This is a genomic window from Paraburkholderia sp. MM5482-R2, assembly GCF_050436125.1.
Classification (GTDB): domain Bacteria; phylum Pseudomonadota; class Gammaproteobacteria; order Burkholderiales; family Burkholderiaceae; genus Paraburkholderia; species Paraburkholderia tuberum.
Genome location: NZ_JBNDLP010000003.1, coordinates 204,536 through 230,763 on the forward strand (window position 1 = coordinate 204,536; position 26,228 = coordinate 230,763).

Below are 26,228 nucleotides of genomic sequence, written 5' to 3' on the forward strand. Positions count from 1 at the left end.
ATTGAATTTTGCATGCAAAAAACTATATCAGATGAACCGTGACGCTCCCAAGACGAAAATTGGCCTCTAAGGCCCGTGTTTACCCGCGTGTGCGCATGGATTAACTAATCGATATGGTTCCGATAAAATCCAATCCATGTGAAGCTGAGGATTTTTGTATGCAAAATTCGGATCTCGACGCGGGTCTGACCGCTGCCCCGCTGATGCCGAAGGTCGAGCGTCAGCGCCTGCACGACACGGTGGTGGAGCACATCCGCCGCTTTATCGTCGAGGGAGCGCTGGAGCCCGGCAAGAAACTGAACGAGCGGGAGTTGTGCGAAACGCTCGGCATTTCGCGCACGCCGCTGCGCGAGGCGCTGAAGGTGCTGGCTTCCGAAGGTCTGATCGAGATTTCGCCGAACCGGGGCGCGTCGGTATCGAAGATGTCGGAAGCGGAGGTGCGTGAGACCTTCGAGCTAATGAGCGGCCTCGAAGCGTTTTCCGGTGAACTCGCGGCCGAGCGCATCACGGCGGCCGAACTCGCAGAGATCAAGGCGCTGCATTACGCGATGCTGGCGTGCCGTGCGCAGAACGATCTGCCGGGCTACTACAGTCGCAACCAGGCGATCCACGACAAGATCAACGAAGCGGCGAGAAATTCGGCGCTGCGGCAGACGTATGTGTCGGTCAACCGGCGGCTGCAGGCGCTGCGCTTTCGCTCGAACTATCAGACGCCGAAGTGGGACCGCGCGATTCACGATCACGATGAAATGCTGAAGGCGCTCGAGGCTCGCGACGGCAAGAAGCTCAGCGCGATTTTGCGGCAGCATCTGCTCGATAAGCGGGATGCGGTTTTGCAGGTGCAGGTGCAGGAGGAGGTGGTCGCTTCGGCCTCCGGGTTGAAGGCGTGATGCGGACAACTGATGCCGAATCCCGCTCCTCGCCACTCCATCGGCAACAAAACTTGTCCACCTAAATTGTTGGCAAGCCTGTGGACAACCTTCGCACAGCGAGCTTAAGTGCTTGAAGCATGAGAACTATCCGCGCGCGGTGCACGCGTAGGCAGTGAGCGTCGCTATGGAGTCCGTGATACTGGCGAGTGGGCTTCGCAAGGATGCCGTTTCACTCGCGCCGACCTCGAAGTCCAGTTGTCCACATAATTTGGGAACAAGCTTGTGGACAACCTGCGCACAGGCCTGCCAAGTGTTTGATACGGCAGGCCTATCGTGCGCGGATGCTGGAGCGGGCAGCGGCGCGGCACCTCACGCGATGCAAGCCAACGGCCGCGCCCTCCACCCTCGATTTCACTGCGTCGTTTCACGACTGCGCAACGACTCCGGCAACCCATACAGCACGATCAGCGCGCACACCACGCTCATCGCGCCGATCACATACAGCGCCAGCGTCGTGCTGCCGGTCAGATCCTTCACACGTCCGACCATCACCGGGCTCACGGTCCCGCCGAGTTGCCCGAGCGTGTTGATCAACGCGATACCGCCCGCGGCGCCCGCGCCCGTCAGCAGCTTTAGCGGCAGCGCCCAGAATGCCGGGATCGACGCGACCACGCCCGCGCCCATCACGGCAAGCGCGACCACCAGCAAGGTGGTCTGCTTGTCGAAGAATCCCGCGGCGAAGAAGCCGGGAGCCGACATCAACAGCAGCCCGAACACGAACTTGCGCCGCTCGCCGCTCGCGTCCGACAGGCGCCCGACCACCACCATGCACCGTGCGCAGATGATCGAACAGCAGCCGGCTCACCGGCGACAACGCATCGACGTCGCGCGCGACGAGCACGAGGCTGCGCTCGGCCCAATCGTCGTCGAGCGGCATGCCGACGAGGCCGAGCGGGCGGCCCATCAGTTGATACACCTTTTGCGGCAGCACGCCGACGCCCATGCCAGCCTGAACCATCCGGCACACCGCATCGAAGCCCGGCACGTGGATGCGCAGGCGCAGCGGCTTGCCGGCCTGGCGCGCCGCGAGGTGGGTGCCCGCGTTGATCGAGCTCGCCGAATGCAGGCCGACGTGATCGCCATCGAGCGTTTCGGCGAACGCGATGCTCGTGCGTGCCGCGAGCGGATGATCGTCGCGCATCACGATCACGAGCGAATCGCGTCGGTAGTGCTCGACGTGCAGCTCGCGCGTATCGGCGTCGCCGGAACAGATGCCGAGATCGGCGAGGCTTTCGTCGATGGCTTTGACGACGCCGCCGCTCGGCCGCTCCTCGAGATCGACCTTCACGCGCTCGTGCAACGACTGGAACGCGCGCAGATCTTCAGGCAGAAATTCGACGATCGCCGACAGGGTCGCCATCATCCGCACATAGCCGAACACGCCGCTAGCATGACCGGCCAGTTCGATGCCGATGCTCTCGATGTCGCGCAGCACCCGGCGCGCGTGATGCAACAGCGTTTCGCCGGCCGGCGTCAGTGTCATGCCGCGCGCGTTGCGCTGGAATAACGACGCGCCGACCGCCTGTTCGAGTTCGACCGGCCGCTTGCTGGCGGCCGACACGGCGATCGCCTCGCGCTCGGCGGCACGCGTGAGCGTACCTTCTTCGAAGCCGGCGAGAAAGAGCTGCAGCGTGGTGAGGTCGAGCTTACGGAGAAGGTTTTTGATGACCATGGCGCGGCGACGAAAGTTCGGTCAGTGATAATCATCCTCTAGCTGATGGCGCACCGCCAGCACGGTCACGGTTTGGTTGTCGTCGATCTCGAACAGCGCGACGTAGCCCGCGCGACCGAATGGGATCAGCAGCTCGCGCAAAAACGGCGTATCGCGCTGAACCTTTCGGCAAGTGAACGGCGATGTGCGCAGCGTGGCGATACCATCGCGGATGGCTTGCAACGCGCGTTCGGCGAGCGGGAAATCCCCGTCGTCCCGCTCGAGGATGAAATCGTACAGTCTCTGCAGGTCCGCCGCCGCTGCGCGTGTGAAACGAACCTGATACGTCATCGGTGCTTCTTCGCGCGGGCCTTCGTTTTTGCTTCGCGGAGCCGCGTTTCGAGACCCGCGAGCACGTCGTCGGCCGATACGTAGTCGCCGCTTTGCTTCGCTTCAGCACGCGACTCGAGCCCTCGCACGACGAATTCACGCACATTCAGGCGCCGCGCGATGCTGTCGCGGATCGCCTGCTCGACGAAACTGGACAGGCTTTCGCCGTCCTGCAGCACGTCCTCGGCCGCGGCCCGCAGCTCGGGCTTGACCCGAACCGACGGGAAAGTAGCGCTTTTCATCGTTCTCTCCATGCATCGCATTAGCGATGCATTATCGCGCTACCTCATTTCTGCCGCAAGCAGCCCTTCACGACTTCCACGCCGAACCCAGAATCATCGTGCAGAAATTCTCGCGATGATAATGCGGGTCTTTCAGCGCGAGCACGTCGGCCTTCACGTTGCCGAACGTCGTGTGCGGCTTGTGTATCGTGCCGTGCGCGAACGCATCGATGATACCTTCCTTGAAGTGCGCGCCGCGCGGATGCGCATGCGTGACTTCCTCCCGTTGCTGTTCGCTGAATTCGTCGTAGGCGAGGCCGAGCACGTCCATTTCGACACCCGCCGTGACGAGCGCGATCACCGGCTTCATATGCTGCGGAATGCCTGGTGTCGTGTGCAGCGCGATCGCGGTCCACACCTGCTCGATCTGGTCCTCGCCGATTCGATGCCGCCGCAGAAATTCACGCGCGGCATTCGCGCCGTCGACTTCGAAGCGCTCCTGCTCGCTGCTGTATGGCGCGACGAGGCCCATGTCGTGAAACATCGCGCCGATGTACAGCAGTTCGGGGTCGAACTTCAGCTGCTTGCGTTGCCCGGCCAGCGCGCCGAACAGAAACACGCGCCGCGAGTGGTGATACAGCAACTCCGTTTCGGTGTCGCGCACGAGCTCGGTGGCTTCACGCGCCATCATGCTGTCGGGAATCTGGATACCTGCGATCGTCGTAGTCATGCGGCGTACTCCTTCATATGCGAACGTGAATGTGAAAGTAATCCACCGGACGCGCGCCGCGGCTTCAGAGCGCGTTTTGGTATGCTGGTCCGCGCCGTGATGTCAATGCCTGTCGCCTGCCTGTGAGACCGCGCGTCCGACCGATCCAGTATTGGCCAGCGCGGCGCCGCGAACAATTGCCGCGAGCCGTTGAACACTGCCAAACGCACAGCGTTGACTGCCGCGGCGTGCCCTTCACTTTCCCCATCAGAGGAAGTCATCCGATGCCCACCGTCGCGATCGCGATCTTCCCAGGAGTGCAGGCACTCGACGTCGCCGGTCCCGTCGACGTGTTCTCCGAAGCAAACCGCTTCGTCGCGCCCACGCGGCACTACGAGGTCAAGCTGCTGGCCGCGGACCCGGCGCCGCTGCGCGCATCGAACGGGATGACGCTGGTGGCGGACGCGACCTTCGAGCAGTCGCGCGAACCGTTCGATCTCGCGCTCGTCGCCGGCGGCCCCGCGCTACCGCGCAACGAAGTGCCGGACGCGCGCCTGTTCGACTGGCTCGCCAACGTCGCGACACGTTGCGCCCGCTACGGCTCGATCTGCACCGGCGCTTTCGCGCTCGGTCACGCGGGCCTGCTCGATGGGCGCCACGTGACGACGCACTGGCAGCACGCCGCGCAACTCGCCGCGCAGTTTCCGCGCGCGCGGGTCGACTTCGATCGCATCTATCTGCGCGACGGGCCGCTGGTCACCTCTGCGGGCGTGACGGCCGGCATCGATCTGTCGCTCGCGCTGGTGGCCGAGGATCACGGTCCGCATACCGCGCTCGCGGTCGCCAAGCGGCTCGTCGTGTTCGCGCAGCGGCAAGGCGGTCAGTCGCAATTCAGCCCCTATCTGACCGCGCCCGCCGACGACACCTCGCCCGCCGCGAAAGTGCAGGCGCACGTGATGGCGCGTATCCATGACAGCTTCACCGTCAAGCAGCTCGCCGACGTCGCGGGCATGAGCGCGCGTAACTTCGCGCGCGTGTTCGTGCACGAAACCGGCGTGACGCCGCATGAATTCGTCGAACGCGCGCGCGTGGATGCCGCACGCAAGCTGCTCGAAAGCAGCGCCGCGGCGCTGAAGACGATCGCCTACGATTGCGGCTTCGGCACCGCCGACCGCATGCGCATCGTGTTTACGAAGCGGCTTGGCGTGACGCCGATGCAGTATCGCGAGCGCTTTCGCCCGGTGTGAATACGGCGTGAGAAAATCGTCGACTTTGCACGTCAACGATCACCAGGAACGACATGACCTCCTCTTCTCCGATTCGCGCGATCGTCACCGGCCATACGCGCGGCCTGGGCGCGGCGCTCGCCGAACAACTGCTCGCGCGCAACGTCGCGGTGCTGGGTCTGTCGCGCTCGCGGCATGCCGCGCTGAAGGCGCGCTTTGCCGCGCGGCTCGAAGAGATCGAGCTGCCGCTGGCCGAGCCCGCACGCGTCGCGCAATGGATCGCCACCGACGCACTGAGCAACTTCGTGCGCGGCGCGCAGACGGTGCTGCTGATCAACAACGCGGGCATGATGCAGCCGATCGGGCCCATCGAAGGACAGGACGCCGCGAGCGTCGCGGACGCGGTGAGCCTGAACGTCGCGACGCCGCTGATGCTCGCGAGCGCGCTCGCCGCCGCGGCCGTCGACGCAACCGACCGCCGCATCGTGCACATTTCGAGCGGCGCGGCGCGCAACGCGTATCCGGGCTGGAGCATCTACTGCGCGACCAAGGCCGCGCTCGATCATCACGCGCGCGCCGTCGCGCTCGACGCGAATCGCGCGCTGCGCATCTGCAGCCTCGCGCCGGGTGTGATCGATACGGACATGCAGGCGCAAATTCGCGGTAGCGGCGAAGAGCAGTTCCCGATGCGCCAGCGCTTCGACGACCTGAAGCGCAACGGCCAACTGTCGACGCCCGAGCAATGCGCGGCGCAGCTGATCGACTATGCGCTCAGCGATGCGTTCGGGCAGACGCCGGTCGCGGACATTCGCGAGATCGCGAAATCGGCCTGAACGGGCTATTGCTGTCGGGTATTTGCGCTCCCGAAAATCCTCACCTCAAGCACGGAGCAGTGGCGGATCGGCGCCTGCTACCGTCGTCATTTCTCCCGAAAAGCCTCACCTTTGAGGTGAAAAGAGGACTCGAGGAGGCATTTCAGCGAGCGCATTGCGGCGCTCACACACCGCTCCCGAAATCCCTCACCTTTGATCGAACGCAGCCGGATCGCTTCGCCGATGCCGGCCGCTTACGCGGCAGATCGCCTGGACATTCAACGACTTACGTTACACAGCCGGCGCACGGTCACCGCGACGGATGCCATGATTGGCGACTGCATGAAGCGCGTTTTGTACGTCGGCACGACGGGCCGTCGCCCGATACAGCATCGACGGCTCCCGAATATCCTCACCTATGGCTGACAGGCATAAATGCGCGCATTCCCGCGAGCCTCTTGCCGCGCGGTTTGTGCCGTTCCTGGCCCGGCCGGTTAGTTGCAAAAGAACCGCCCGCGCGCGACTCCCGAAAGTCCTCACCTTTGACGCGATGCACGCGTCACATTCATTCGATCGGCACGTTCTTCAGCCCATGCACCGCGACGACGTTCTTCATCGCGTCGACGACCGCCGTTCTAACCTGCACGGGCAGATGGCCGCAAAATTCGTCGTCGTTCTGATCGTCCAATTGCGCGAGTTCGGGGACGAGCGTCTTTGCGGCATCGCTTAACGCGATCAGATGATTGCGACGGTCTTCGTCGACCGTCTTGCGTTCGAGCAGCGCCTTTGTCTCTTGTGCGCGCCGCGTTCGCCGGCTTCCGGCTAGACGGTCTGACCGCATGACGCCTCTGACGGAAACGTTGCATCGACGTGGGCGAACCTGACGAAAAGGAAGCAAGGTTGGGAATGCGATATTAGTTTCTCAGGAAACCATTCGCAATTTGTAGCGCCGTCCAGGCGACTCCCGAATTCCCTCACCCTCAATTTTGAAGTGCGCGTACAGGTGCGCATATTCTCACCTCGGCGGCTCCCGAATCTTCTCACCTATCAGTATCGGCGCGTGCGCCGCAGAATATAATCGGGGCCGACGGTCGATGACTCGTCGCGAGGCGGTAGTGCGTTGCGCCGCCTCTTCCCCGCTGGCAGCACGCGGCTCGAACGGCAGTTCCTGACAAACCGGCAAAGGAGGAAGAATGAAAACAAACGGCGCGAGCAGAATCCTCGGTGCAATGTTCGCGGTGGCCATCGCGACTTGCGCGACCTATGCAAACGCACAGACGCGCGAGATGCCGAACGATGCGTCGATGCAAAGCCAGTCGGTCCCGGCGGCTTCGAACCGGAACAACAACCGGTCCGACAGCGCAATCGTCCGCGACGTCCGCCGCGCTTTCACGCGCACCACGAACCTCAATTCGGCGAACATCCGTGTCGAAGCGCGTCACGGCATCGTTACGCTGACCGGCACCGTGCCGCGGCAATCGCAAATCGCGCGAGCCGGCAACGCCGCGCGATCGGTTCGCGGCGTCAGAAGCGTGCATAACCGGCTGACCGAGCGACGGCGCGCCAATCAGTGAACACGGCGTGGTGGCATCGGCCGGACGGATCGGTGCCGCCTGTTCGACCTCCCCCCATATCGGCCTCGACCCGCATGTCATTCAAAGTGCCCACCGTCGCGCGCCGCACATTTTTTCTGCTCTGTTTAAGAAACAGGTTGACCTCGGCGGAAGGCGAACCCTAGAATTCAAAAATCATCACCAATGGGGCTCATGCCTTGGACACCTGCAGTAGCCGACTTTCGAACAGATTCGCTGCCTGACCGGCAGGACGTCCGCGCTCTCTTCATTAGCCGCCGTCTTGCCAGTTGGCAGACGGTGCGCGCCGCAGTTTCTTCCCGTGCACCTAAAGTAACGTCGTATCCGCATGACAGGAACGCCGCGTTCACGCGCGTTCCCGCGCCGATACGGCGTCGCATCGCGAGCCTTGCGCTTGCGGTCGCGTTTGCGCGCGCGTTGTCAGTCAACGCAAACAGTTCAACGCAATGCGCGCGAACGCGTGGATAAACACATGCGTAGCGAACGTGCGTAGCGAACATGCGTAGCGAGCGTGCGTAGCGAACGCTTCAGACGCTCGAACGCAGTCCCCGCTACACACCGACAAGGAGCCGCCATGCCCGACAGTGACAGTTATCCCTTATGCCGCTTCCCCGTTCTATCAACTGAGGAAAGCGAGTAGACCTCCACCGCCGCGCCCGGACATACGCGGCCTCCGTGTCTGCTGGCTTTCCACCAGCGCGTCGAAACCGGCGCACGGAGATCCCTCATGCAATTCGGCCTCCTTCTTTCGCAGTTCCCGCGTGTGCAGGAATCGCGTGCCCATTACGACGGCATGCTCTTGCTACACGCACCGCATCCGTTCATCGCCTTCTGCCGTCGCGTGATGTCGCGCGTGGCATAGCGTTTCGCGATCCGACCTTCGACAAATACAACCAGGAGAGAACGACATGTCTACTCCGACGAACATTTCCTCCGCGCGCAGCGCCGTGCTCGATTCGGCACACGTAGGCGATATCAAGGGCGCGCTCGGCACGATCGCTCACCATGACATCGCGCCACGCACGAGCTGGTGGGCGCGCCTGCGCACGCTGCTCGCGATCCTCGGCCCCGGTCTGATCGTGATGGTCGGCGACAACGACGCGGGCGCATTCGGCATCTACACGCAGGCCGGCCAGAACTACGGCACTACGTTGCTGTGGACCATGCTGTTGCTGGTGCCGGTGCTGTTCGTCAATCAGGAGATGGTGTTGCGGCTCGGTGCGGTCACAGGCGTGGGCCACGCGCGGCTTATTTTCGAGCGCTTCGGCAAGTTCTGGGGCGCGTTCAGCGTCGTCGATCTGTTCCTGCTGAACGCGCTAACCATCGTGACGGAATTCATCGGCATCACGTTCGTGCTCGACTTCTTCGGCGTCTCGAAGATCGCGGGCGTGTGTATCGCCGCGGCGCTGACGATGGCCGCCGTCAGCACCGGCGACTTCCGCCGCTTCGAGCGTTTCGCGGTCGCGCTGTGCGTGTTGAGCCTGCTGCTCGTGCCGGTGCTCGTGTCGATTCATCCGCCGGTCGGCCAGATCGCGCGCGACTTCTTCATTCCGAACTGGCCCGCGCACTCGAAGCTGTCCGACGTGATGCTGCTCGTAATCGGCATCGTCGGCACGACGGTTGCTCCGTGGCAGCTGTTCTTCCAGCAGAGCTATGTGGTCGACAAGCGCATCACGCCGCGCTTCATGAACTACGAAAAAGCCGACCTGTGGATCGGCATCGTGTTCGTACTGATCGGCGCGGTCGCGATGATCTCGTTCAGCGCGGCGCTGTTCGACGGACGGCCCGGGTTCGGCAACTTCACGGACGCGGGCGGTGTGATCGCCGGTCTCGAGAGATACGCGGGGCGTACCTCGGCCGTGCTGTTCGCGATCGCGCTGTTCGACGCGTGCGTGATCGGCGCGGCGGCTGTGTCGCTATCGACCGCGTATGCGATCGGCGACGTGTTCAAGATCCGCCATTCGCTGCACCGTAGCGTGTCGGATGCGAAGGGCTTCTACGTCGTGTACTTCGCGATCGTCGCGGCCGCCGCGGCATTGGTGCTGATTCCAGGCAGCCCGCTCGGTCTGTTGACAGAAGCGGTGCAGACGCTCGCCGGGGTACTGCTGCCGAGCGCGACCGTGTTCCTGCTGCTGCTGTGCAACGATCGCGCGGTGCTCGGTCCGTGGGCCAATTCGAAGAAGCTCAATCTGTTTACCGGCGCGGTGATCTGGGTGCTCGTGATGCTGTCGATCATCCTGACCGCGTCGGTGATCTATCCGGACATCGCGGCGGAAACGATCATCGAAGTCCTGGCGGGCGGCACGTTGCTCGCGGTCGTCGGGTATGTGGCGAGCTTCGGGATGCGCAAGCTGCGCGGCGAGTCCGCGGCCGAGCCGGCTCCGGTCTATGCGAAGGACGCGCGCAACACGTGGCGCATGCCGCCGCTCGACGAACTGCCGCCGCCGCGTCTGACGCTCGCCAAACGCGTATGGATGGGCGTGCTGCGCGGCTATCTGCTGCTCGCGATCGCGCTCGTGATCGTCAAGGTCGTGCAGATGGCGTTGCTGAAGTAGTGCGAATGGTGAGGAGTTCCAGGAGGTCCGGGCAATGGTGAGGTTTTACGGGAGCCATGTCCGGAGCGACAACGTAAGCGCTGCCGGAGCCCGAGCTGGCCGGCAGCGCTTCAAATGACTCATTGCCCCTTCCACGCGCGCGGCACCCGGTGAAAATTCCGGTCGAAGTAAATCAGGCTGTCGCCGTCGGCGCGCACGCGAATCTGCGTGGTCTTCACGAACATGACCGAGTGCGAGCCGACTTCGTCGAGAAGCCGTACAACTCGCAGCAGATGCTCGAGCGCATTCAACGCGCAATGAAACTCGCGTCCCAGCGTCACGCGAAACACATGCGCCAACTCGAACTGCGTGAGCGGATCAACTCGCTCACGTCGTGCGAGAAGGAAGTGCTGCACGGTTTGATCGAGGGGAAGCGGAGCAAGGTCATTGCGGCGGACCTGTCGATCAGTGAAAACCGTGGACGTGCATCGCGCGAGCATCAAGGAAAAGCTCGGCGCTTCGTCGATTCCGACCCTCGTGCGCGGCGTGCCCGAAGTATGGAGCCCGCCGGACGAGCGGCCGGAATGACCCGGCCGCCTCGGCCCTTGCAGACGCATCAGCGCATGTACAGGCCGCCGTTGACGTCCCAGCACGCGCCATTGGCGAAATAAGCATCACCGGAAGCGAGCATCACCGCGACATCGGCAACATACGACGCGGCCCCGAGCTTGCCGACCGGTATCGCTTCGATCACTTTTGCCAGCTTGTCCGCCGCCACGCTCTCGTGAACGATCGGCAAATCGAGCGGCCCCGGCGAGATCGCGTTGACTGTCACACCGCACGCGGCGAGATCGCGCGCGAAGACCTTGGTCAGCGTCAGCACGCCGCCCTTCGCGGCCGCATAGTGCGCGCCCGTTGCCGAGCCGCCATTCTGCCCCGCCAGCGACGCGATATTGACGATGCGGCCCACGCCGCGCTGCGCGAAGTACTGCCCGAATACCTGGCAGCCGAACAGCACGCTGCGCAGATTCACGTTGATGACCTGATCGAACTGCTCGGCGGTAATGTCCATCACGGGCACGACCTTCGAGGCGCCCGCATTGTTGACGAGCGCGTCCACGCCGCCCCAACGTTCGAGCAACGCGTCGCGCGCTGCCTCGAAGTCCGCCTTGCGCGTGACGTCGAGCCGGATTGCGCAGGCGCTCGAGCCGTCGCTGCTGAGTTCATGCGCGAGCGCTTGCGCGGGTTCGATCGCGATATCGGCCAGCGCGACCCTGTAGCCTGCGTCGTGAAAACGACGCGCGACAACGGCGCCAAGTCCGCGCGCGGCGCCCGTCACGAGCGCGATTCTGTTCGACATCTTGCTGACTCCTTGATTGCGTTCAGGCGGATTGCGCGAGGCGCGCTTCGAGGTGCGCGGCGACCGCGCACACCGTTTCGTCGTCGTTCTTGCGACCGATGATTTGCAGGCCCGCCTTCAGCGTCGAGCGTTCGATCGGAACGGGCAGGCTCAGCGCCGGATGCCCGCTCAGGTTGAACGGCCGGATCAACGACGACATGCCGATCACCGACGTGCCGGCGCGTGCCGCTTCGAGCGTGATCGGCAATGAGGGCAGCGTCGGCAGCACGAGTACGTCGACCCGGTCGAGCGCGCGGTCCACTTCGTCGGTGAAGGTGCGGCGCACGCGTTCCGCCGCGTCGAGATCGGCGGCGCTCGTGGCCGCGGCCGCGCGCAGGCGCGCTTCGATATCGGCGCCGAGCTTGCCGCTTGCCACCAGATGGCCGAATGCGCGCGATGTCTCCGCGTTGATCACCGCGAGGCCGGCCGTGAATGCGTCCTTCAGGGACGCGAGTTCGATCGCTTGCATGGCGAGTTCGGACTTTCCGACCGCGTCGGCGATTGCTTTGGCGATGTCGTCATCCGCGTCGACTGCGACCATGCCGATGCGCAACTGCGAAACGTCTCGACGCGCATCGTCAGCGCGAAACGAAGGATCGATCGCCGTCATCACGCGAATCAGCGTGTCCGTCTCGCGCGTGAATGGTCCAACGCAGTCGAGTGTCGTGACGCGCGGCGCCACGCCGAGCCGCGACACGCGGCCGAACGTCGGCTTCAGGCCGATAACGCCGCAGCATGCGGCCGGGCCGCGGACCGAGCCACCGGTGTCGGTACCGAGCGCGGCGTCCACAAACTTCTGCCCGACCGCCGACGCGGACCCGCTCGACGATCCGCCCGGAATGCGTGCCGCGTCCTGCGGATTGACCGGCGTGCCGGAAAAGTCGTTGATGCCGGTCATGCCGAACGCGAGTTCGTGCATGTTGGTTTTGCCAGTGACGCGCCAGCCGGCGTCGAGCAAACGCCGCACGACTTCGGCGTGCTCCGATGCAAGCGGTGCGTCGGCAAGCGCGCGGCTTGCCGCTGTCGTCGCGTAGCCGGCGACGTCGATGCTGTCCTTGATCGCGATCGTCGGCGCGTCGGCGCTGTCCGTCGCGCTCAGATCGAATGTCTGCAGAAATGCGCTCATGCCGAAACTCCCTGGGCCGGGTTGACTTGCCACGGTGCATCGAAAAGACGCTCGGTACGGAAATGGCGGATCAGCCATGTCGCGCTCGCATCGTGAGTGGCGGGCACGAAGTCGACTTCGAGGCGCGCCGCGATCAGTTCCGCTTTCGCATCGACATAACCCGAAGCCTGCAACATGATCCAGCGACCCTTCGCCGTGTCGCCGTTCACCTCGATGTGCTCCGCAGTCAGAAAGTGGACATTGGTCGCGAAGTGCGGCGTGGGCGGCAGATAACGCTGCAGCATCGCGACGATCTGCGCCGGCCCTTCGAGACGCCCGAACTTGTTCGCGTACTGCGGGCCGATGCCTTCCCAGATCGCGTCTTCGGCGAACAGCGCGGCGAGCGCCTCGCCTTCGAGCGCGCGCATGGGCACATCGCACAGCGCCATGTAGCGTGCGATCGTCTTACGCACCGCGTTCTGTGCTTCTAGCGCTTTGACGCGCGCGAGCAGCGCGTCGATAGCCGGATCGGTCATCGCGTCACGCATGGTTGGCGACCGCTGGCGGCACCGTCAGCGCACGGCCCACGCGCGCCTCGATCTTGCCGTAGCGCCACAGGTTGTAGTCGCCGACCGGCGTCGTCCGATACAGATTGCACACGGCCACCGCGGTATCGAAGTCGGCGACGTCGGCCATGATGTAGAACGTCCACGGCGCGCCATCGGCGTTGCCGACCACGAGCCGATCGTCGTCCATCACGCCCAGCACGCGCACGTTTTCCATCGCTTCGATCGCGTTCAGCATCTTGCCGTACGCTTGCCACACTTCGCCGATCTGTTCGCGCGGCAAGTCGAAGAAGTTCTGCGAGACGCCGCAGCAGAACAGCACACGCAAAGGCAGGTTTCGGTTGTCGCTCATGGGAACGTTCCTTGGTTCGGTTGATAGCCTTCGAGTGTCGGCATGATGACCGGTCAGAGCAGGAAGCCGATCGCGCTCAGCGCATCGGTGGAATCGATCAGGCGAATTACTTTCTCGACGAGACGCGGCTCGCCGCTCGCCATGCTGATCTTGTGCGTCAGATCGGCCGCGAAGATCGTCGACGTGCCCCGCTTGTACGCGATGATGATCTGCGACGACTTCACTTCGACCATGTCCGCGCTATCGCTCGCGAGCGTGAAGCGCGACACCGTGCGCACCGTGCGCGCGGCATCCGACGCGGATGCCGAATAGCCCGACGTCATGCGCTGCACGCGCAGCTCGCGCATGTGCTGATCGTCGTACGCGTAGTTCAGCGTTGCCGCGTAATCGGTCGTGTTCGGATCGATCGGCACCACGTAGTGGCCCGCCGGGTCCCACAACTCGAGCCACTCGCGATAGTCGCGTCGATCGAGCAATTCGGCTTCGCGCCAGATGAACTCGATCGCGCGCGCAAAGGTCTGGTGGGAAAAGAGTGCGTTTCTGTCGTCCATCATGCCTGCTCCATCATTGCGCGCCATTGCTTGTAGGCTTCGCGCATGCCGGTTTCATCGGTTGCGTGGGCGGTTTTCTCGCCGTTCGCGGCGGTCGTTTCGCGATTCAGACCGCGATTGACGAGGATCGGTACGTCCGGTCCCGCATGCGAGCCGCGCTGCACGCGCTCCCACGCTTCGGCGTCGTCGGGACTGCCGAAGCCGAAGGGGCCCTGGAAGTGCTCGTGAATGCGCAGGCGCACGCGGTTCGCTTCTTCAGGACCGCCGTCCATCGCGAGCGCGACGTGGCGAATCTCCGTTTCCTCGGCGGAAATCGGCCGCAGCACACGGAAGAACGCCATCGACAGCGCGAGATTCGGGAACAGGTTCAGGTTGAAGCCGACGCCCATCAGCGAGCGCACGATGCGGCGAACTTCTTCCGGCGGGTGCTTTTGCGCGAGTTGCGCGGCGAGTTCGCTGAAGCGCTCGGGCAGCGGCGCGCCATCGTCGCGGTCCAGATCGACGATCTCGGGCATCAGCACCGCGAGGCTGTGACCGTTGCCGAGCGAGCGGCAGAACGCCTGGTCGCTCGTCATGAAGCTGGTGATCGCGGCGGCGGTTTCGTCGTCGATGGACTTCATCCATGACTTGTGCACGACCGGGAAGTGGTACAGGTCCGTCGTGTTCTCGAGCTGGATCTTCCAGTTGCCCTTGAACTTGAACTTGTGCTCGCCGTTGGCCTTGATCGGATAGCCCGCGCCCTGTTTCATGAACAGGTCGATCCACGGCTTCGCGCCGCCGAGGAAGTCTTCAAGCGGTTCGATCGTTTCGTTGAAGCTCGCGAAAATGAGGCCCTGATAGACGCCCACGCGCAGCTTTTTCAGCGGCAGCTCGCCCTTTTCGCATACGCCTTCGTAACCGTCGCCGTACGGCAGAGCGCGCAGCGTGCCGTCGAGCGCATAAGACCAGCTGTGATACGGGCACGTGAAGCCCTTCGCATTGCCCTTGTGCGCTTCGCACACGGTCGCGCCGCGATGCCGGCAGCGGTTTTGCAGCACGTTGACCGCGCCGCTCTTGTCGCGCACGACGATCACCGGCTGCCGGCCGATCGTCGTCGTGATGAAATCGCCGGGCTTCGGCAGCTCGCTGTCATGCGCGACCCAGATCCACGTCTTGTAGAAAATGCGCTCCAGTTCGACTTCGAACAGCTCGGGATCGTAGTAGAGGGAAGGCGCGATGCGATCGGCCTCGGCGCGCCTGGCTAAAGCGCTGGTGTCGATGGTTTGATAGATCGGCGTACTCATCGTATGCGGGGGCAGTTGCGTGGTTGGAATGAAGACGCACATCGACGCGACGAGTCGCGTGCAACACATCAGCGCATCCTCTCGTTGACATCAGTCTCGCTTTGCGACGATCATGCGTCAAATCGATTAAAAACAGGTTGCCGAATAAGTTCGGCTGATATCACAAGAGACGCCATGACCTCCATCGACCACGTCGATCTCAATCTGCTGAGAGTGTTTCAGGCGATCGTCGAGGAGCGCAGCCTGACGAAAGCGGGCGAACGCCTCGCGCTGTCGCAGCCCGCGGTCAGCTACTCGCTCGGCCGTCTGCGCACGATGTTCGACGATCCGCTCTTTATCCGCACGCGCGCGGGTATGCAGCCGACCCCCGTCGCGCTCGAGCTCGCGGAAATCGTCGGCCACGCGCTCGACACCGTGCGTCAGGCGCTGCGTTACGCGGAACGTTTCGATCCGGCGACGAGCACGCGCACGTTTCGTCTGTCGCTATCGGATGCGGGCGAAATGGCCTATCTGCCCGCCCTGTGCGCGGCGCTGCAGAAGTCCGCGCCGCGCGTGAAGCTGGTCGTCGAGCCGTTGCCGGTGGAGGAGATCGAGGAGGCGCTGCGCTCGAGCCGGTTGGACTTCGCGATCGGCAATCTGCCGTCGCTGCTGCCGCGCACGCGGCATAGCCTTCTGTTCGAGGAATCGTATGTGTGCATGACGCGCAAGCGCCGCGACCTGCCGAGCGGTGACACGCTGAAGCTCGACCGGTTTCTGGCCGCGTCGCACATCCAGGTGCGCTCGCTCGAACATAGCCACCATGCGCTCGACGACGCGCTGCGCGCGCAACGCGTCGGCCGCAATATCGCGTTCGCGTTGCCGCACTTCGTCGCGGTGCCTGGCGTGCTGGCCGCGACGGATCTGTTCGCGACGCTGCCCGAACGGCTCGCGCATATCCTCAATCGCGGCGACGCGTTCCGGATCTATGCACTGCCCGTGCCGCTGCCGAAGGCCGCCGTGACGATGCACTGGCACGAGCACTTCCACGAAGACGAAGGCATCGCGTGGATGCGCGGCCTCATCACCGAGATCCTCGCGGGCTTCGAGAAGATGTGATTGCGCGGAGGCAAATCAGAGGTCGAGCACGAGCACGGGAGTGCGCGAGCGCGACACACAGCAGCAGATCACGCTATTGCTCGCGCGCTCGGCCTTGCTCAGGCAGTGATCGCGATGCTCGGGCTCGCCGCTGACCACATCGACCATGCAGGTACCGCACACGCCTTCGCCGCATGACGTGTCCACTTCGATACCGATCGACGCGAGCGCGTCGACGATCGACGTGTTCGCATCGACTCGCACCGTCTGACCGCTGCTCGCGAGCTGCACGTCGAAGCTATCGAGCGACGCTTCGGCCGCAGGCGCCGGCTCCGCCTTGAAACGTTCGAGATGGATCGCCTCCGCGGGCAAGCGTTGCTGAGCGCTCGCTACGACAAAATCCATGAACGGCGAGGGACCGCACGTGTAGACATGCGCGTTCGCGCCTGCATCGAGCAGGCACGCATCGAGCGCGGGTTTCAGCTCCTCGGGCTGCACGCCGAAATGCAGCTTCACGTGCCGTGCGAACGGCTCGCGCGTGAGCAGCGTCATGAAGGCCGCGTGCGCCTCGCTGCGGGCGAAATAGTGCAGCGTGAAGCGCGCGTGCCGCGCGGCGAGCCGATAAGCCATCGACAGCAACGGCGTAATGCCGATGCCCGCGCCGATCAGGATGTGCTCGTCCGCGCTTTCTTCGAGACGAAAAAGGTTGCGCGGCGCGCCGACCGACAGTTCGGTGCCGACGCTCACCTCTTCATGAAGCGAGCGCGAGCCGCCGCGCGATTGCTCCTCCTTCTTCACCGCGAAAATCTGCGACTCGATACACTCCGGGTCGCCGCACAACGAGTATTGCCGCGTGACGCCCGAAGGACTCGTGACGTCGATATGTGCGCCGGGTTCGTAGCGCTCGAACGGCAGCCCGTCGAGCCGCGAAATGCTGAACGAGCGGACGCCGTGCGCTTCTTCGCACAAGGCATCGACCCGAACCTTCAGGGTTTGCGCTTGCATGATTGCCTTCCGATGTATTCCTGGGGGGACGATATGCCGAGATTAGCGCCCCGCATCGGATAAGCAAAATAGATTAAAAAACCGTGCTTGCATCAATGCGATTTATTTTATGCTGAAGTGTCAAGCGCCCGACAGCGCGTCCTCCTTGCGTTGCGATTCGCTGCGCGGCTGCGTCGCGTCATTCGAAAACGGTATGTCCGGCTTCATGAAGAAGCTCAGCACGATGCCGAAGAGCATCACGCCGATCGACAGTACGAACGTCAGATCCCAGCTGTGCAACCGGTCGGCGACCAACCCGGCGATGACTGGGCTCGCGATCGCCGCAGTGAAGCCGGTGCCGCTCATGATGCCGCTGGCCGTGCCGGAGCGGTCGTAGGCGACGTCCATCGGAATCGCCCACATCGGGCCGACGTTCATTTCGTTGAAGAACATCGCCGCGGCAAGGAAGATCAGCGTATTGCTGAGGCCGAGCTCGCTCTTGAACTGCCCCGCTGCCGTACTGATGTTGACGCGATCCACATAGGTGATGAAATACATCAGGCACAACATCACCAGCGCGGTGGTGGTGGCCTTCAGCGACAGGCGTTTCATGTGTCGTCCTCCAGATGCGGTTTATTTTTTGTGGTGAAGCCACGCGACTAGCGCGTGCGATCCGGGACGCTCAGTCTTTCGGCGTTCCCGAACCGAAGGCCGCGACGGCGTCGCGGAACCGCTGGCTGCCGTACACCTGCTCGACGAGATCCTCGTCTGCGAGGCTTTGATCGATCACGATGCGCCGCAAGCTCTCCTTGACCGCGTGCTGCGTCACGGGCGATAGCGCAACGAGCCGCTCGGCGAGCGCGCACGCCGCGTTGCCGACCTGTTCCTTCGCCGTGACGTCATACACATAGCCGCACGCGTGCGCTTCGGCGGCGCTGAGGAAATCGGAGAGCAGCAGCATCTTCTTCACGCGCGGCACGCCGAATGCCGCCAAGAGCCTCGCGAGATTGCGTGACGACAGCGTGTTCGATAACGTCTTTGCGATCGGCGCGCCGAAGCGCGAGCCCTCCGCACAGATGCGGAAGTCACACGCGGTAGCGATGGCGAGTCCGCCACCCACGGCCCAACCGTCGATCGCGGCGACGGTGGGCACCGCAATGCGTTCGACCGCGTCGATCACCTGTTCGACGAGCGCTTCGTATTCGACGCCCTGCGAGCCTGCCGTAAAGTCGCGGAAGTAGTCGATGTCGGTGCCCGAGATAAAGGACTTGCCGCCCGCGCCGCGTAGAACGATGCAACCTACGGTTTCGTCCGCGCGGCATTGGTCGATCAATGCCAGCAAGGTCTCGTACATCGGAATCGACATCGCGTTGTGCCGCTCGGGGCGGTCGATCACGATCTGCGCGACCGACTCCGTCAGACGTTCGAGCCTGACTTTCTCACTCGTCGCTTCGCTCATTTCGCGGCCCCGTTGATCTCTGCGTAAAGCTCGTCGTTGTGCTCGCCCAGCCGCGGCGGATGGCGTCGCACGCGCTGCGGCGTACCGAGCATCTTGACCGGAAAGCCGATGTTCTTGACCTTGCCTTCAACCGGATGGTCGATCTCCATGCACATGCGGCGATACTGCGCATGTTCGCTGCTGAAGGCTTGCGGATACGACAGGATCGGTCCGGCGGGAATGCCCGCGGCCAGCATCGTCTCGATCCATGCCTCGCAGTCGCGCTGGCCGAACGACTTCTCGAGCGATTCGATCAGCGCCTCGCGGTTCTTCAGGCGCAGCGAAACGGTCTCGAACTCGGGATTCGTCAGCAGATCGGTCCGCTCCAGCAGTTCGCAAAGACGCGACCACAGCTTCTGGTTGGTTGCGCCCATCACGAAGTAACCGTCGCGCGCCTTCACGGCCTGATACGGCGCGCTCATCTTGTTGCTGGTGCCAAGCGGCGTCGGCTCGACACCCGTTCCCCAGTAATCCGACATGTCCCAGATCGAGAAGGCCATCGCCGAATCGAACAGAGACGCGTCGATGTGTTGCCCCTGCCCGGTCTTCTGCGCGCCGATATAAGCGGAAAGCACGCCGTACACGGCGAACAGCGCACAGCCGATGTCCGCCACCGGCACGCCGGCCTTCACGGGCTTGCCGCCTTTGTAGCCCGTCACGCTCATGACGCCGGACATGGCCTGCGCCATCAGGTCGAAGCCGGGGCGCTGCGACCACGGGCCGCTCTGACCGAAGCCCGAGATGCTCGCGTAGACGATCTTCGGGTTGATTTCACGGATCGTCTCGTAATCGATCCGCAGCCGCTGAACCACGCCGGGCCGATAATTCTCGACGATCACGTCGGCGGTCCTGGCCAGCTTGTAGAAAAACTCGCGCCCTTCGTCGGTCTTCAGGTCCAGCGCGACCGAGCGCTTGTTGCGGTTCATGTTCAGAAAGCCCATGCTGTCCGGGCCTTTCATCTTGAAGCCCATGGCGCCGCGCGTCTGGTCGCCTTCGAGGGGTTCGACCTTGATGACGTCCGCGCCGAGATCGGCGAGCATCATGCAGGCGAACGGGCCGGCCATCACCTGGCTGACGTCGAGCACGCGGATGCCTTGTAGCGGCAAAGGCCGGTTGTTCGTTTCCGCGTCGTCGCTGGATGGTGTTTGTGCGTGGTTTTGCGTCATGTCGTCCCCTGTTTTTCCTGCCGGGCCGCTGTCGCGCGAAGCGCGTCGCGCGGCCGGCCGTTGCAGCACCGTGTTGGCGTGCGTCAACTGTCGCGCACGCGAGGGTGCCGCCGCAAGAATGCGACGGTCATACCTGGTTTCGCAAAAGACGAAGGGGGTGCTTTGCAGTCGAGGGCGTCGAGCGCAGGAACTGCTGCGCCCGCGCTTCAGCGGCCGGCCACGCGCCGTCCGGCCGTGAGCGCGGCTTCGACGTTGCGCAGCGTCTGCGCCTGCGCATGTCCTTCCACACAAGACAGTACGTAGCTACGTTGATGCCAGTCACCCGCGAGCTCGACGACGCCGAGGCCGTCCTCGGGATGGAAGCTGCGCAGCACGTCGGGCGGCATCAGACCCACGCCGAGCCCGTGGCGCACGACGGCGAGCATCGTGTCGAAACCATTGACCAGATAGTCGCAATCGAAGCGGCGGCCGCGGCTGTGAAACGCGCGCTGCACGGCGGCAAGGATTGCCGAGCCCTTGCCGAGGCTGACGAGCGGAAGCTCGAGCAAGGCGTCGAGCGTGACCGGCTGCGGATCAAGATGGAAATGTGCGCGGCTATAAACGAGCACCAGCCGGTCCTCGCGATAGCGCATTTGCGGCAGATCGAGAAAGCCGCTCTTCTTTTCGTAGATGCCGATGTCGATCATCTTGTCGCGCAACATCTGCTGCACGATGCGGCTGTTCTCTTCGACGATCTTCAGCGAGATGCCCGGATAGGCATTCCGGATCGCGGCGATATCCGCGGCGAGAAACTCGATGATCACGGCTTTCGGCGCGCCGATCACGATGCGTCCGTCGAACCCGCTCACGAGTGCCTGCGCCTCGCTCGCGAGCCGGTCCACCAGCGTGTCGACCTGCTGCAGATAGCCGAGCAGCTTGCCACCCGACTCGGTCATTTCCACGCCGTGCGGTACGCGCCTGAAGAGCTTCGTGCCGAGTTGCTCCTCGAGATCCGACACACGCCGCGACGCCGCCGCCACCGCGAGCCCCAGCCGGTTGGCCGCCCGCGAGATGCTGCCCTCTTCGACCATCGCGACGACGAGACGAACGGTGGTGGTGTCGACTTTCATGCGCTGACATGAGGACCGGGTCTTGGGGGAGTGCCATGTTACCGCACTCCTTTACCTCATACTGCGCGGGCCAAAGCGAAGCCTTCGCGCGATACACGTCACCGCGCGAAGGCTTGCACGCCAGGCAGGCGAAGCATTACGGCTGACGCGTTTCGTGCGTGAACTTCAGCGTGACGACTGTGATGAGACCGAGCACGATCAGGAACACGGCAACCGGCCAGTAGGCCTGGTAGTGCGCGAGCAGCGCGGTCGCGATCAGCGGCGACAGGCCGCCCGCGAAGATCGACGCGACTTCGTGACCGAGCGCCACGCCGGAATAGCGGACTTCGGTGCTGAACAGTTCGCCGACGAGCGCTGGCAGCGTGCCGATCATCGCGCCGTGGCAGACGGCCGTGCCGAGCAAAAGCGCGAGCCAGATCAGCGGCGTGGACTGCGTGTTGAGCAGCCAGAAGAACGGAAACGCCATCACCACGAGCGACACCGCGCCGATCATATACACCGGCTTGCGCCCGATGCGGTCCGACAGCTTGCCCCACGCGAGCATCGCGCCCATTTCGACCACCATCGCGAGCATCACGCCGGTCAGCATCACCGAATTCGAAATGCCGACGAACTTGCCGTACACGAGCGAGAACGCGAGAAAGATATAGGCGCCGCCGTTTTCCGCGACCCGCAGACCCATCGCCATCAGGATCTCTTTCGGGTGACGCTTGATCGCTTCGAGCACCGGCATATGTGCGGTCTTGCCGGCTTTCTCCGCGTTCTCGAAGTCGCGGCTCTCCGGCAGGTTGTGACGGATGTACACGCCGAGCGCGAAAATCACGATGCTCGCGAGAAACGGCAGACGCCATCCCCATGACATGAACTGATCGTGCGGCAGCGCTTGCACCGCGAGGAACGCGCCCGCCGACAGCACGAAGCCGCCGCCCACGCCGAGCTGACTCCACGCCGCGAAATAGCCGCGTTTTTCGGGCGGAGCGTTCTCGCTGATCATCAGCACGCCGCCGCCCCATTCGCCACCTGATGCGATACCTTGCAGCAAGCGCAAGCCCGCGAGCGCCACGGGGGCCGCCAGACCGACGTGCTCATAGGTCGGCAACAGCCCGATGCCGAAGGTCGCAAAGCCCATGATCAGCAGCGTCCAGACGAGCGACGCGCGGCGTCCATAGCGGTCGCCGATATGCCCGAACACGATGCCGCCCAGCGGACGCGCGACGAAGCCGATCGCAAACGCGGCAAACGCCCCGATCGTGCCGATCAACGGGTCCGCGTGCGCGGGAAAGAACAGTTGCCCGAGCACGAGCGCAGCCGCGGTGCCGTACACGAAAAAGTCGTACCACTCCATCGCGTTGCCGGCCACCGACGCAATGATGATTTTCCTGAGTGCGCGATCCGACTCTGCTGTGGCGCGCCCGGCCGCGATCGGGGATTGAACGGAGGACATGTCTGCTCGCATCTGAATTGGGGGGATGGCGGCCTTTCAGAAAAGGCTTCGCACGATACGCAGTGTCGAGGCGACAGATAGTGGCGTCAAATTAGCCGAAAAGCAGGGCGGGTATCAGTGCAGCTAATATGCCCGGCGTGCCCGGGCACCCGCGGGCAAGCTCACGGGCGCTCAGCGTGCCGGCTGATGAAACATCGTATGGATAGTCTCGCGCAGCCACGCGATGCCGGGGTCCGCCGCGAACTGCGAGTGGCAGTGCACCTGAATTTCGATCGGCGGCAGCGGAAACGGCAGCGGCAGAATCCGGAACGCCTTGCCGCGGTTGAAGCGCTTCGCGATGCTTTTCGGAAAGATCACGGCAAGATCGGTATTCATCACGATCTCGGGCGCGACGACGAAATGCGGCAGCCGCAGCACGACCTCGCGCTTCAGGTTCAGCTCGTCGAGCCATTGCTCGACCATCCGATGCCCGGTCGCATTGGTGCTCGCGTACACGTAGCGTAGCGCGCTCAGATCTTCGCGGCTCGGCCTCGTCTTGCGCAGCGGATGACCGGCGCGCACCACGCACACGTGCTCGTCGACGAACAGCGTCCGGCTCACGCAGCCCGCGTCGAGACCCGGCACATAGCCGAGCGCGAGATCGACTTCGCCGGCGCGCATCGCCGCGCTGACCGACTCGACCGGCACATTGGCAACCTCGATGCGGATGCCGCGCGCTTCGCGATCGAGCAGCGCGGCGAGCGGGGGCAAGAAGTAGAACTCCGACATGTCCGACATCGACACGCGAAACACCCGTCGCGCGGTCGACGGCTCGAACTTCGCCAGCTGCTGCACGGCTTCGTTGATGATCGCGAACGCTTGCGCGAGCGGCGGATAGAGGCGGTACGCGGCATCGGTGGGGACCATGCCATTGGGCGTGCGCGAAAACAGCGGGTCTTCGAACAGCGTGCGCAGACGGCGCAGCGCATGACTGACCGCCGGTTGCGTGAGACCGAGCCGATCGCCGGCCGCCGTCAGACTGCGCAGGTCCCAGATCGCGAGGAACACGCGCAGAAGATTCAGATCGGCGATGCCGGGATTCAGCTTGTTCATGCGCAGCTCTCGCAAACTAAGGCACGTCGCTGGGCCGCGCGACGCGCCGGTCAATATGCGGCGAGGTTACCGTAGATGCTGCGCATTGCAAAATGCGGCGTCGCCCCGCTGTACGGCGGCAGCGCCTGGAAGTCGCGGCGCATCGCATCGCGCACCGGCGACGCGAGCGCATCGGTGAGCGCGCTCGCATCGTCGAACACGACCTTGTTGCGTTGCATCGCGCTCACGCGCGCAAACGGCAAACCGCTGCGGCTGTCGATGCGCGTGTAGATCTCCATTTCGCGCAGCGCCGGCAATTGCAGCATCAACGGCGGATGATGCGCCAGATAGTGCGTAAGCCACGCGTTGAAGTCTTGCGCGACGCCTTCGTATGCGACCAGATAGGTGCAGCGTTGCGCGTTGTCTTCGACCGACGCAGCCTGCGGTGGCGCGAAGATGCGCACGGCCATCACCTGCTGCGAGAAGCTTTGCGGGCTGTATTCGGCGCGCATGGCCGAATGCAACGCGTGCGCGATCGCGCCGTCAGGTTCGAGCGCGGCTTCGAGCGGCTCGAGTTCGTCGAAGTACCACTGCAGCACGCACGACGGCGCATCGGCCGCCGGCGCGATACGCGCATCGACCTGTCCCGCGATCGGCTCGTGCACGATCAGCTTGCGCAGCCCCGCGACTTGCGTGGCGGCCCGCAGCAGCGCGGGCGGGTCCGTGAGCGATTGCCGCGCGTCGCTCGTGCCGATCAGAAAGAGACAGACCTGCATCGTCATGCCGCCTCGCAAGCCGCGACACCGGCACGCGCAAGCCGGTGGAACTGCCTGCCGAAGTAGACGAGGCCATCGCCGTCATCGCGCGTGGCGATCCGCTCGATCCGCACGAACATCACCGAGTGCGAGCCCACCGTCTTGCTGTCGACGATCTGTCCTTCGAGGCTCGCGAGCGCGTCGCCAAGCACCGGAGCGCCGAGCGCTCCCGGCTGCCACGCGCATTGATCGAAACGCGCGTCCATCGAGCAACCCGTCATGCCCGCGAACACGCGCGCCAGGTCCTGGCAGTGCGCGCCAAGGATGTTGATGCACAGGTTCGCGTTTTCGTGCATCACGTCATGCACATAGCTCGATTGATTGATGCACACCAGCATGGTCGGTGGCGTATCGGTCACCGAACAGACAGCGCTCGCGGTGATGCCGCAGCGCCCGCGCGGACCATCGGTCGTGATGATGTTGACGGCCGCGCCGAGGCAAGCCATCGCGTCGCGGAAGTGCGTGCGCGTTTCGTCGTGCGTCATGACAGTCGCTCCTATGTCGCTCAGGGATAGGGCGTGACCGGCGGTATGCCGACGAACAGCGCGCCCGACGCGTCGTAGGTGCCTTCGCCGAGAAACGCATGCTGCGTGACGACGATCGAATCGCGCACCATCCGCTGCATGTGGCTCTCGCGATAGATCGCGCCGATGCCAGCCATCTTGTACGCCTGCATGACCACCTCGGCGCACGTATGCGCGGCATGCGTCGCGGAGAGCCGCAGCAGATTGGCCTCGCTGGGCGACACGGGGTCGCCCGCCATGACCGTGCGCCACGAAGTTTGCGCCGACTCGAAGAAGAACGCGCGCGCGCTGCGCAGATTCGCTTCGGCCTGCGCGAGACCCGAGCGATAGTACGCGCGGTCGGCAAGACGCGGCGCGCCGGTCGTCGTTCTGGTTACGCCGGACATACCGGCCAGCAGGTCGAGCGCCGCGCGCGCGAGCCCGAGGTTCACAGCCGCATGCACCTGTGCCTGATATGCGACGGCGGGGTAGCGGTAGAGCGGCTCGTCGATCAGCGGCGCACCGCCGCGCACGAAGGTCCATTGCTCGTCGACGAACTTGTTTTTCAGGCGCAGATCGTGGCTCCCGGTGCCTTGCATGCCGACCACGTTCCAGTTGTCGACGATCTCGACTTCGCTCGCCGGAAACACGGCCGTGAACGGCTTGCCCGCGTTCGCGTCGCCGACCTTGCCCGGCGCGCCACCGATGCCGACGCCGAGCCAGTCCGCGCCCTTGCAGCCGCTCGCGAAACGCCATTGACCCGACACGACGTAGCCGCCGGGCGCACGCTCGGCCGGTTGCAGGGGATACAGGCCGCCCGCGAAAACCTGGTCCGGACCGGACGCGTAGATGCGGGCCTGAGTCTCGACCGGCAGCGACGCAAGATACGTGTTCGCGGAGCCAAAGGCCGCGACCCATGCGGTCGAACCATCGGCGATCGCGATGCGTTCGAGCATCGCCAGAAACTGTGGCGGCGGCAGCGCGTCGCCGCCGAAGCGTTTCGGCGTGCTCGCGCGGAAGATGCCCGCGCGCTTCATCTTCAGGATCATGTCGCGCGGGACGTGTGAAACCGCATCGAACTCGTCGCGGCGACGCTCGACTTCGGTGATCAGGTCATCGAGCGACAGCGGGCCCGTGTATTCGGGGTAGTCCTGCTGCGTGTCGATGATGGGTGCGTCGGCGGTGCAAGCGCGGGCGCTAGCGGTATGAACGGCGTGCATGCGCGTTACCTCTTGATTCAG

27 protein-coding genes and 4 pseudogenes are annotated in these 26,228 nt (G+C 64.1%); 8 read left to right on the forward strand and 23 right to left on the reverse strand.

Annotated features, from left to right (window positions below):
- The first annotated feature begins 158 nt into the window (after window positions 1–158).
- Window positions 159–890 (forward strand): GntR family transcriptional regulator, encoded by a 732-nt coding sequence (locus OKW37_RS22970; protein WP_429403864.1) that lies wholly within the window; start codon window positions 159–161, stop codon window positions 888–890.
- Window positions 891–1,283: 393 nt separating this feature from the next.
- Here the strand turns inward: OKW37_RS22970 and OKW37_RS22975 are convergent.
- The 5 genes and pseudogenes from OKW37_RS22975 to OKW37_RS22995 form a co-directional block, all read right to left on the reverse strand.
- Window positions 1,284–1,709, reverse strand: a pseudogene (locus OKW37_RS22975) (MFS transporter); the annotation flags it as partial.
- Window positions 1,684–2,604, reverse strand: a pseudogene (locus OKW37_RS22980) (LysR family transcriptional regulator); the annotation flags it as partial. The pseudogenes OKW37_RS22975 and OKW37_RS22980, both read right to left, overlap by 26 nt.
- A 21-nt stretch (window positions 2,605–2,625) precedes the next feature.
- Window positions 2,626–2,934 carry a type II toxin-antitoxin system RelE/ParE family toxin gene (locus OKW37_RS22985; protein ID WP_184057637.1) on the reverse strand — a complete coding sequence of 103 codons (309 nt, stop codon included), beginning with the start codon at window positions 2,932–2,934 and terminating at the stop codon, window positions 2,626–2,628.
- Window positions 2,931–3,215 carry a YlcI/YnfO family protein gene (locus OKW37_RS22990; RefSeq protein ID WP_429403865.1) on the reverse strand — a complete coding sequence of 95 codons (285 nt, stop codon included), beginning with the start codon at window positions 3,213–3,215 and terminating at the stop codon, window positions 2,931–2,933. The genes OKW37_RS22985 and OKW37_RS22990 overlap by 4 nt, the downstream gene beginning before the upstream one ends.
- A gap of 67 nt (window positions 3,216–3,282) precedes the next feature.
- Window positions 3,283–3,924 carry an HD domain-containing protein gene (locus tag OKW37_RS22995; RefSeq protein ID WP_184057639.1) on the reverse strand — a complete coding sequence of 214 codons (642 nt, stop codon included), beginning with the start codon at window positions 3,922–3,924 and terminating at the stop codon, window positions 3,283–3,285.
- Window positions 3,925–4,187: 263 nt separating this feature from the next.
- Between OKW37_RS22995 and OKW37_RS23000 the strand changes: the two genes are divergently transcribed.
- Window positions 4,188–5,150 (forward strand): GlxA family transcriptional regulator, encoded by a 963-nt coding sequence (locus OKW37_RS23000; RefSeq protein WP_429403866.1) that lies wholly within the window; start codon window positions 4,188–4,190, stop codon window positions 5,148–5,150.
- 53 nt (window positions 5,151–5,203) lie between these two features.
- Window positions 5,204–5,962, forward strand: coding sequence for an SDR family oxidoreductase (locus tag OKW37_RS23005; protein ID WP_429403867.1), 759 nt, complete (start codon window positions 5,204–5,206; stop codon window positions 5,960–5,962).
- A 544-nt stretch (window positions 5,963–6,506) separates the two neighbouring features.
- Here OKW37_RS23005 and OKW37_RS23010 read toward each other — a convergent pair.
- The gene (locus OKW37_RS23010) at window positions 6,507–6,782 is read right to left on the reverse strand and encodes a hypothetical protein (RefSeq protein ID WP_429403868.1); all 276 of its coding nucleotides are present in this window, start codon (window positions 6,780–6,782) and stop codon (window positions 6,507–6,509) included.
- Between the two features lie 352 nt (window positions 6,783–7,134).
- On the opposite strand from OKW37_RS23010, the gene OKW37_RS23015 reads away from it, so the two are divergent.
- The 3 genes from OKW37_RS23015 (at window position 7,135) to OKW37_RS23025 (ending at window position 10,088) form a co-directional block, all read left to right on the forward strand.
- Window positions 7,135–7,515: a BON domain-containing protein gene (locus tag OKW37_RS23015; RefSeq protein WP_429403869.1), complete on the forward strand. Its 381-nt coding sequence runs from the start codon at window positions 7,135–7,137 to the stop codon at window positions 7,513–7,515.
- A 745-nt stretch (window positions 7,516–8,260) separates the two neighbouring features.
- Complete coding sequence (locus OKW37_RS23020; RefSeq protein WP_429403870.1) at window positions 8,261–8,395, forward strand: hypothetical protein; 135 nt, start codon at window positions 8,261–8,263, stop codon at window positions 8,393–8,395.
- 46 nt (window positions 8,396–8,441) lie between these two features.
- Entirely contained in the window at window positions 8,442–10,088 is a 1,647-nt protein-coding gene (locus OKW37_RS23025; RefSeq protein WP_018424052.1) for an NRAMP family divalent metal transporter, read from the forward strand.
- A 119-nt stretch (window positions 10,089–10,207) separates the two neighbouring features.
- Here OKW37_RS23025 and OKW37_RS23030 read toward each other — a convergent pair.
- Window positions 10,208–10,336: pseudogene (locus OKW37_RS23030) on the reverse strand (4-hydroxyphenylacetate 3-monooxygenase reductase subunit); the annotation flags it as partial.
- Between OKW37_RS23030 and OKW37_RS23035 the strand changes: the two are divergent.
- Window positions 10,328–10,655 (forward strand): annotated as a pseudogene (locus OKW37_RS23035) (response regulator transcription factor); the annotation flags it as partial. The pseudogenes OKW37_RS23030 and OKW37_RS23035 sit on opposite strands and share 9 nt — an antisense overlap.
- 28 nt (window positions 10,656–10,683) lie before the next feature.
- Here OKW37_RS23035 and OKW37_RS23040 read toward each other — a convergent pair.
- Genes OKW37_RS23040 through OKW37_RS23065 form a run of 6 tightly spaced genes read right to left on the reverse strand, consistent with a single transcriptional unit; the run spans window position 10,684 to window position 15,323 of the window.
- Entirely contained in the window at window positions 10,684–11,427 is a 744-nt protein-coding gene (locus OKW37_RS23040; protein ID WP_429403871.1) for an SDR family NAD(P)-dependent oxidoreductase, read from the reverse strand.
- 22 nt (window positions 11,428–11,449) lie between these two features.
- Window positions 11,450–12,592: an amidase gene (locus OKW37_RS23045; RefSeq protein ID WP_187612465.1), complete on the reverse strand. Its 1,143-nt coding sequence runs from the start codon at window positions 12,590–12,592 to the stop codon at window positions 11,450–11,452.
- Entirely contained in the window at window positions 12,589–13,119 is a 531-nt protein-coding gene (locus tag OKW37_RS23050) for a nuclear transport factor 2 family protein (protein WP_429403872.1), read from the reverse strand. The genes OKW37_RS23045 and OKW37_RS23050 overlap by 4 nt, the downstream gene beginning before the upstream one ends.
- Entirely contained in the window at window positions 13,112–13,489 is a 378-nt protein-coding gene (locus tag OKW37_RS23055; RefSeq protein ID WP_184073051.1) for a hypothetical protein, read from the reverse strand. The genes OKW37_RS23050 and OKW37_RS23055 overlap by 8 nt, the downstream gene beginning before the upstream one ends.
- A 53-nt stretch (window positions 13,490–13,542) precedes the next feature.
- On the reverse strand, window positions 13,543–14,043 hold the full coding sequence (locus tag OKW37_RS23060; protein WP_429333124.1) for an aromatic-ring-hydroxylating dioxygenase subunit beta: 501 nt from the start codon (window positions 14,041–14,043) through the stop codon (window positions 13,543–13,545).
- On the reverse strand, window positions 14,040–15,323 hold the full coding sequence (locus OKW37_RS23065) for an aromatic ring-hydroxylating oxygenase subunit alpha (RefSeq protein WP_429404393.1): 1,284 nt from the start codon (window positions 15,321–15,323) through the stop codon (window positions 14,040–14,042). Before OKW37_RS23065 ends, OKW37_RS23060 begins: the two co-directional genes overlap by 4 nt.
- Window positions 15,324–15,497: 174 nt before the next feature.
- Here OKW37_RS23065 and OKW37_RS23070 point away from each other — a divergent pair, with 174 nt between their 5' ends.
- Window positions 15,498–16,418, forward strand: coding sequence for a LysR family transcriptional regulator (locus OKW37_RS23070; RefSeq protein WP_184057656.1), 921 nt, complete (start codon window positions 15,498–15,500; stop codon window positions 16,416–16,418).
- 15 nt (window positions 16,419–16,433) lie between these two features.
- Here the strand turns inward: OKW37_RS23070 and OKW37_RS23075 are convergent, their stop codons facing one another.
- The 10 genes from OKW37_RS23075 to OKW37_RS23120 all read right to left on the reverse strand — a co-directional run bounded on the left by OKW37_RS23075 (window position 16,434) and on the right by OKW37_RS23120 (window position 26,207).
- On the reverse strand, window positions 16,434–17,402 hold the full coding sequence (locus OKW37_RS23075) for a PDR/VanB family oxidoreductase (protein WP_429403873.1): 969 nt from the start codon (window positions 17,400–17,402) through the stop codon (window positions 16,434–16,436).
- Window positions 17,403–17,522: 120 nt separating this feature from the next.
- A complete protein-coding gene (locus tag OKW37_RS23080; protein ID WP_429403874.1) occupies window positions 17,523–17,993 on the reverse strand; it encodes a hypothetical protein in 471 nt (156 codons plus the stop codon).
- Window positions 17,994–18,063: 70 nt separating this feature from the next.
- Window positions 18,064–18,840, reverse strand: coding sequence for an enoyl-CoA hydratase (locus OKW37_RS23085; protein WP_429403875.1), 777 nt, complete (start codon window positions 18,838–18,840; stop codon window positions 18,064–18,066).
- On the reverse strand, window positions 18,837–20,045 hold the full coding sequence (locus tag OKW37_RS23090; protein ID WP_429403876.1) for a CaiB/BaiF CoA transferase family protein: 1,209 nt from the start codon (window positions 20,043–20,045) through the stop codon (window positions 18,837–18,839). Before OKW37_RS23090 ends, OKW37_RS23085 begins: the two co-directional genes overlap by 4 nt.
- A gap of 206 nt (window positions 20,046–20,251) precedes the next feature.
- Window positions 20,252–21,154, reverse strand: coding sequence for a LysR family transcriptional regulator (locus tag OKW37_RS23095; protein ID WP_429403877.1), 903 nt, complete (start codon window positions 21,152–21,154; stop codon window positions 20,252–20,254).
- Between the two features lie 136 nt (window positions 21,155–21,290).
- Window positions 21,291–22,598, reverse strand: coding sequence for an MFS transporter (locus OKW37_RS23100; RefSeq protein ID WP_429403878.1), 1,308 nt, complete (start codon window positions 22,596–22,598; stop codon window positions 21,291–21,293).
- Window positions 22,599–22,769: 171 nt separating this feature from the next.
- Window positions 22,770–23,690: a LysR family transcriptional regulator gene (locus tag OKW37_RS23105; protein WP_184037845.1), complete on the reverse strand. Its 921-nt coding sequence runs from the start codon at window positions 23,688–23,690 to the stop codon at window positions 22,770–22,772.
- A gap of 50 nt (window positions 23,691–23,740) precedes the next feature.
- The gene (locus tag OKW37_RS23110; RefSeq protein ID WP_429404395.1) at window positions 23,741–24,445 is read right to left on the reverse strand and encodes an EthD family reductase; all 705 of its coding nucleotides are present in this window, start codon (window positions 24,443–24,445) and stop codon (window positions 23,741–23,743) included.
- Window positions 24,446–24,447: 2 nt separating this feature from the next.
- Window positions 24,448–24,969 carry a 4-hydroxyphenylacetate 3-monooxygenase, reductase component gene (gene hpaC / locus OKW37_RS23115; RefSeq protein WP_429403879.1) on the reverse strand — a complete coding sequence of 174 codons (522 nt, stop codon included), beginning with the start codon at window positions 24,967–24,969 and terminating at the stop codon, window positions 24,448–24,450.
- Window positions 24,970–24,989: 20 nt separating this feature from the next.
- Window positions 24,990–26,207, reverse strand: coding sequence for an acyl-CoA dehydrogenase family protein (locus tag OKW37_RS23120; RefSeq protein WP_429403880.1), 1,218 nt, complete (start codon window positions 26,205–26,207; stop codon window positions 24,990–24,992).
- Window positions 26,208–26,228: the final 21 nt, after the last annotated feature.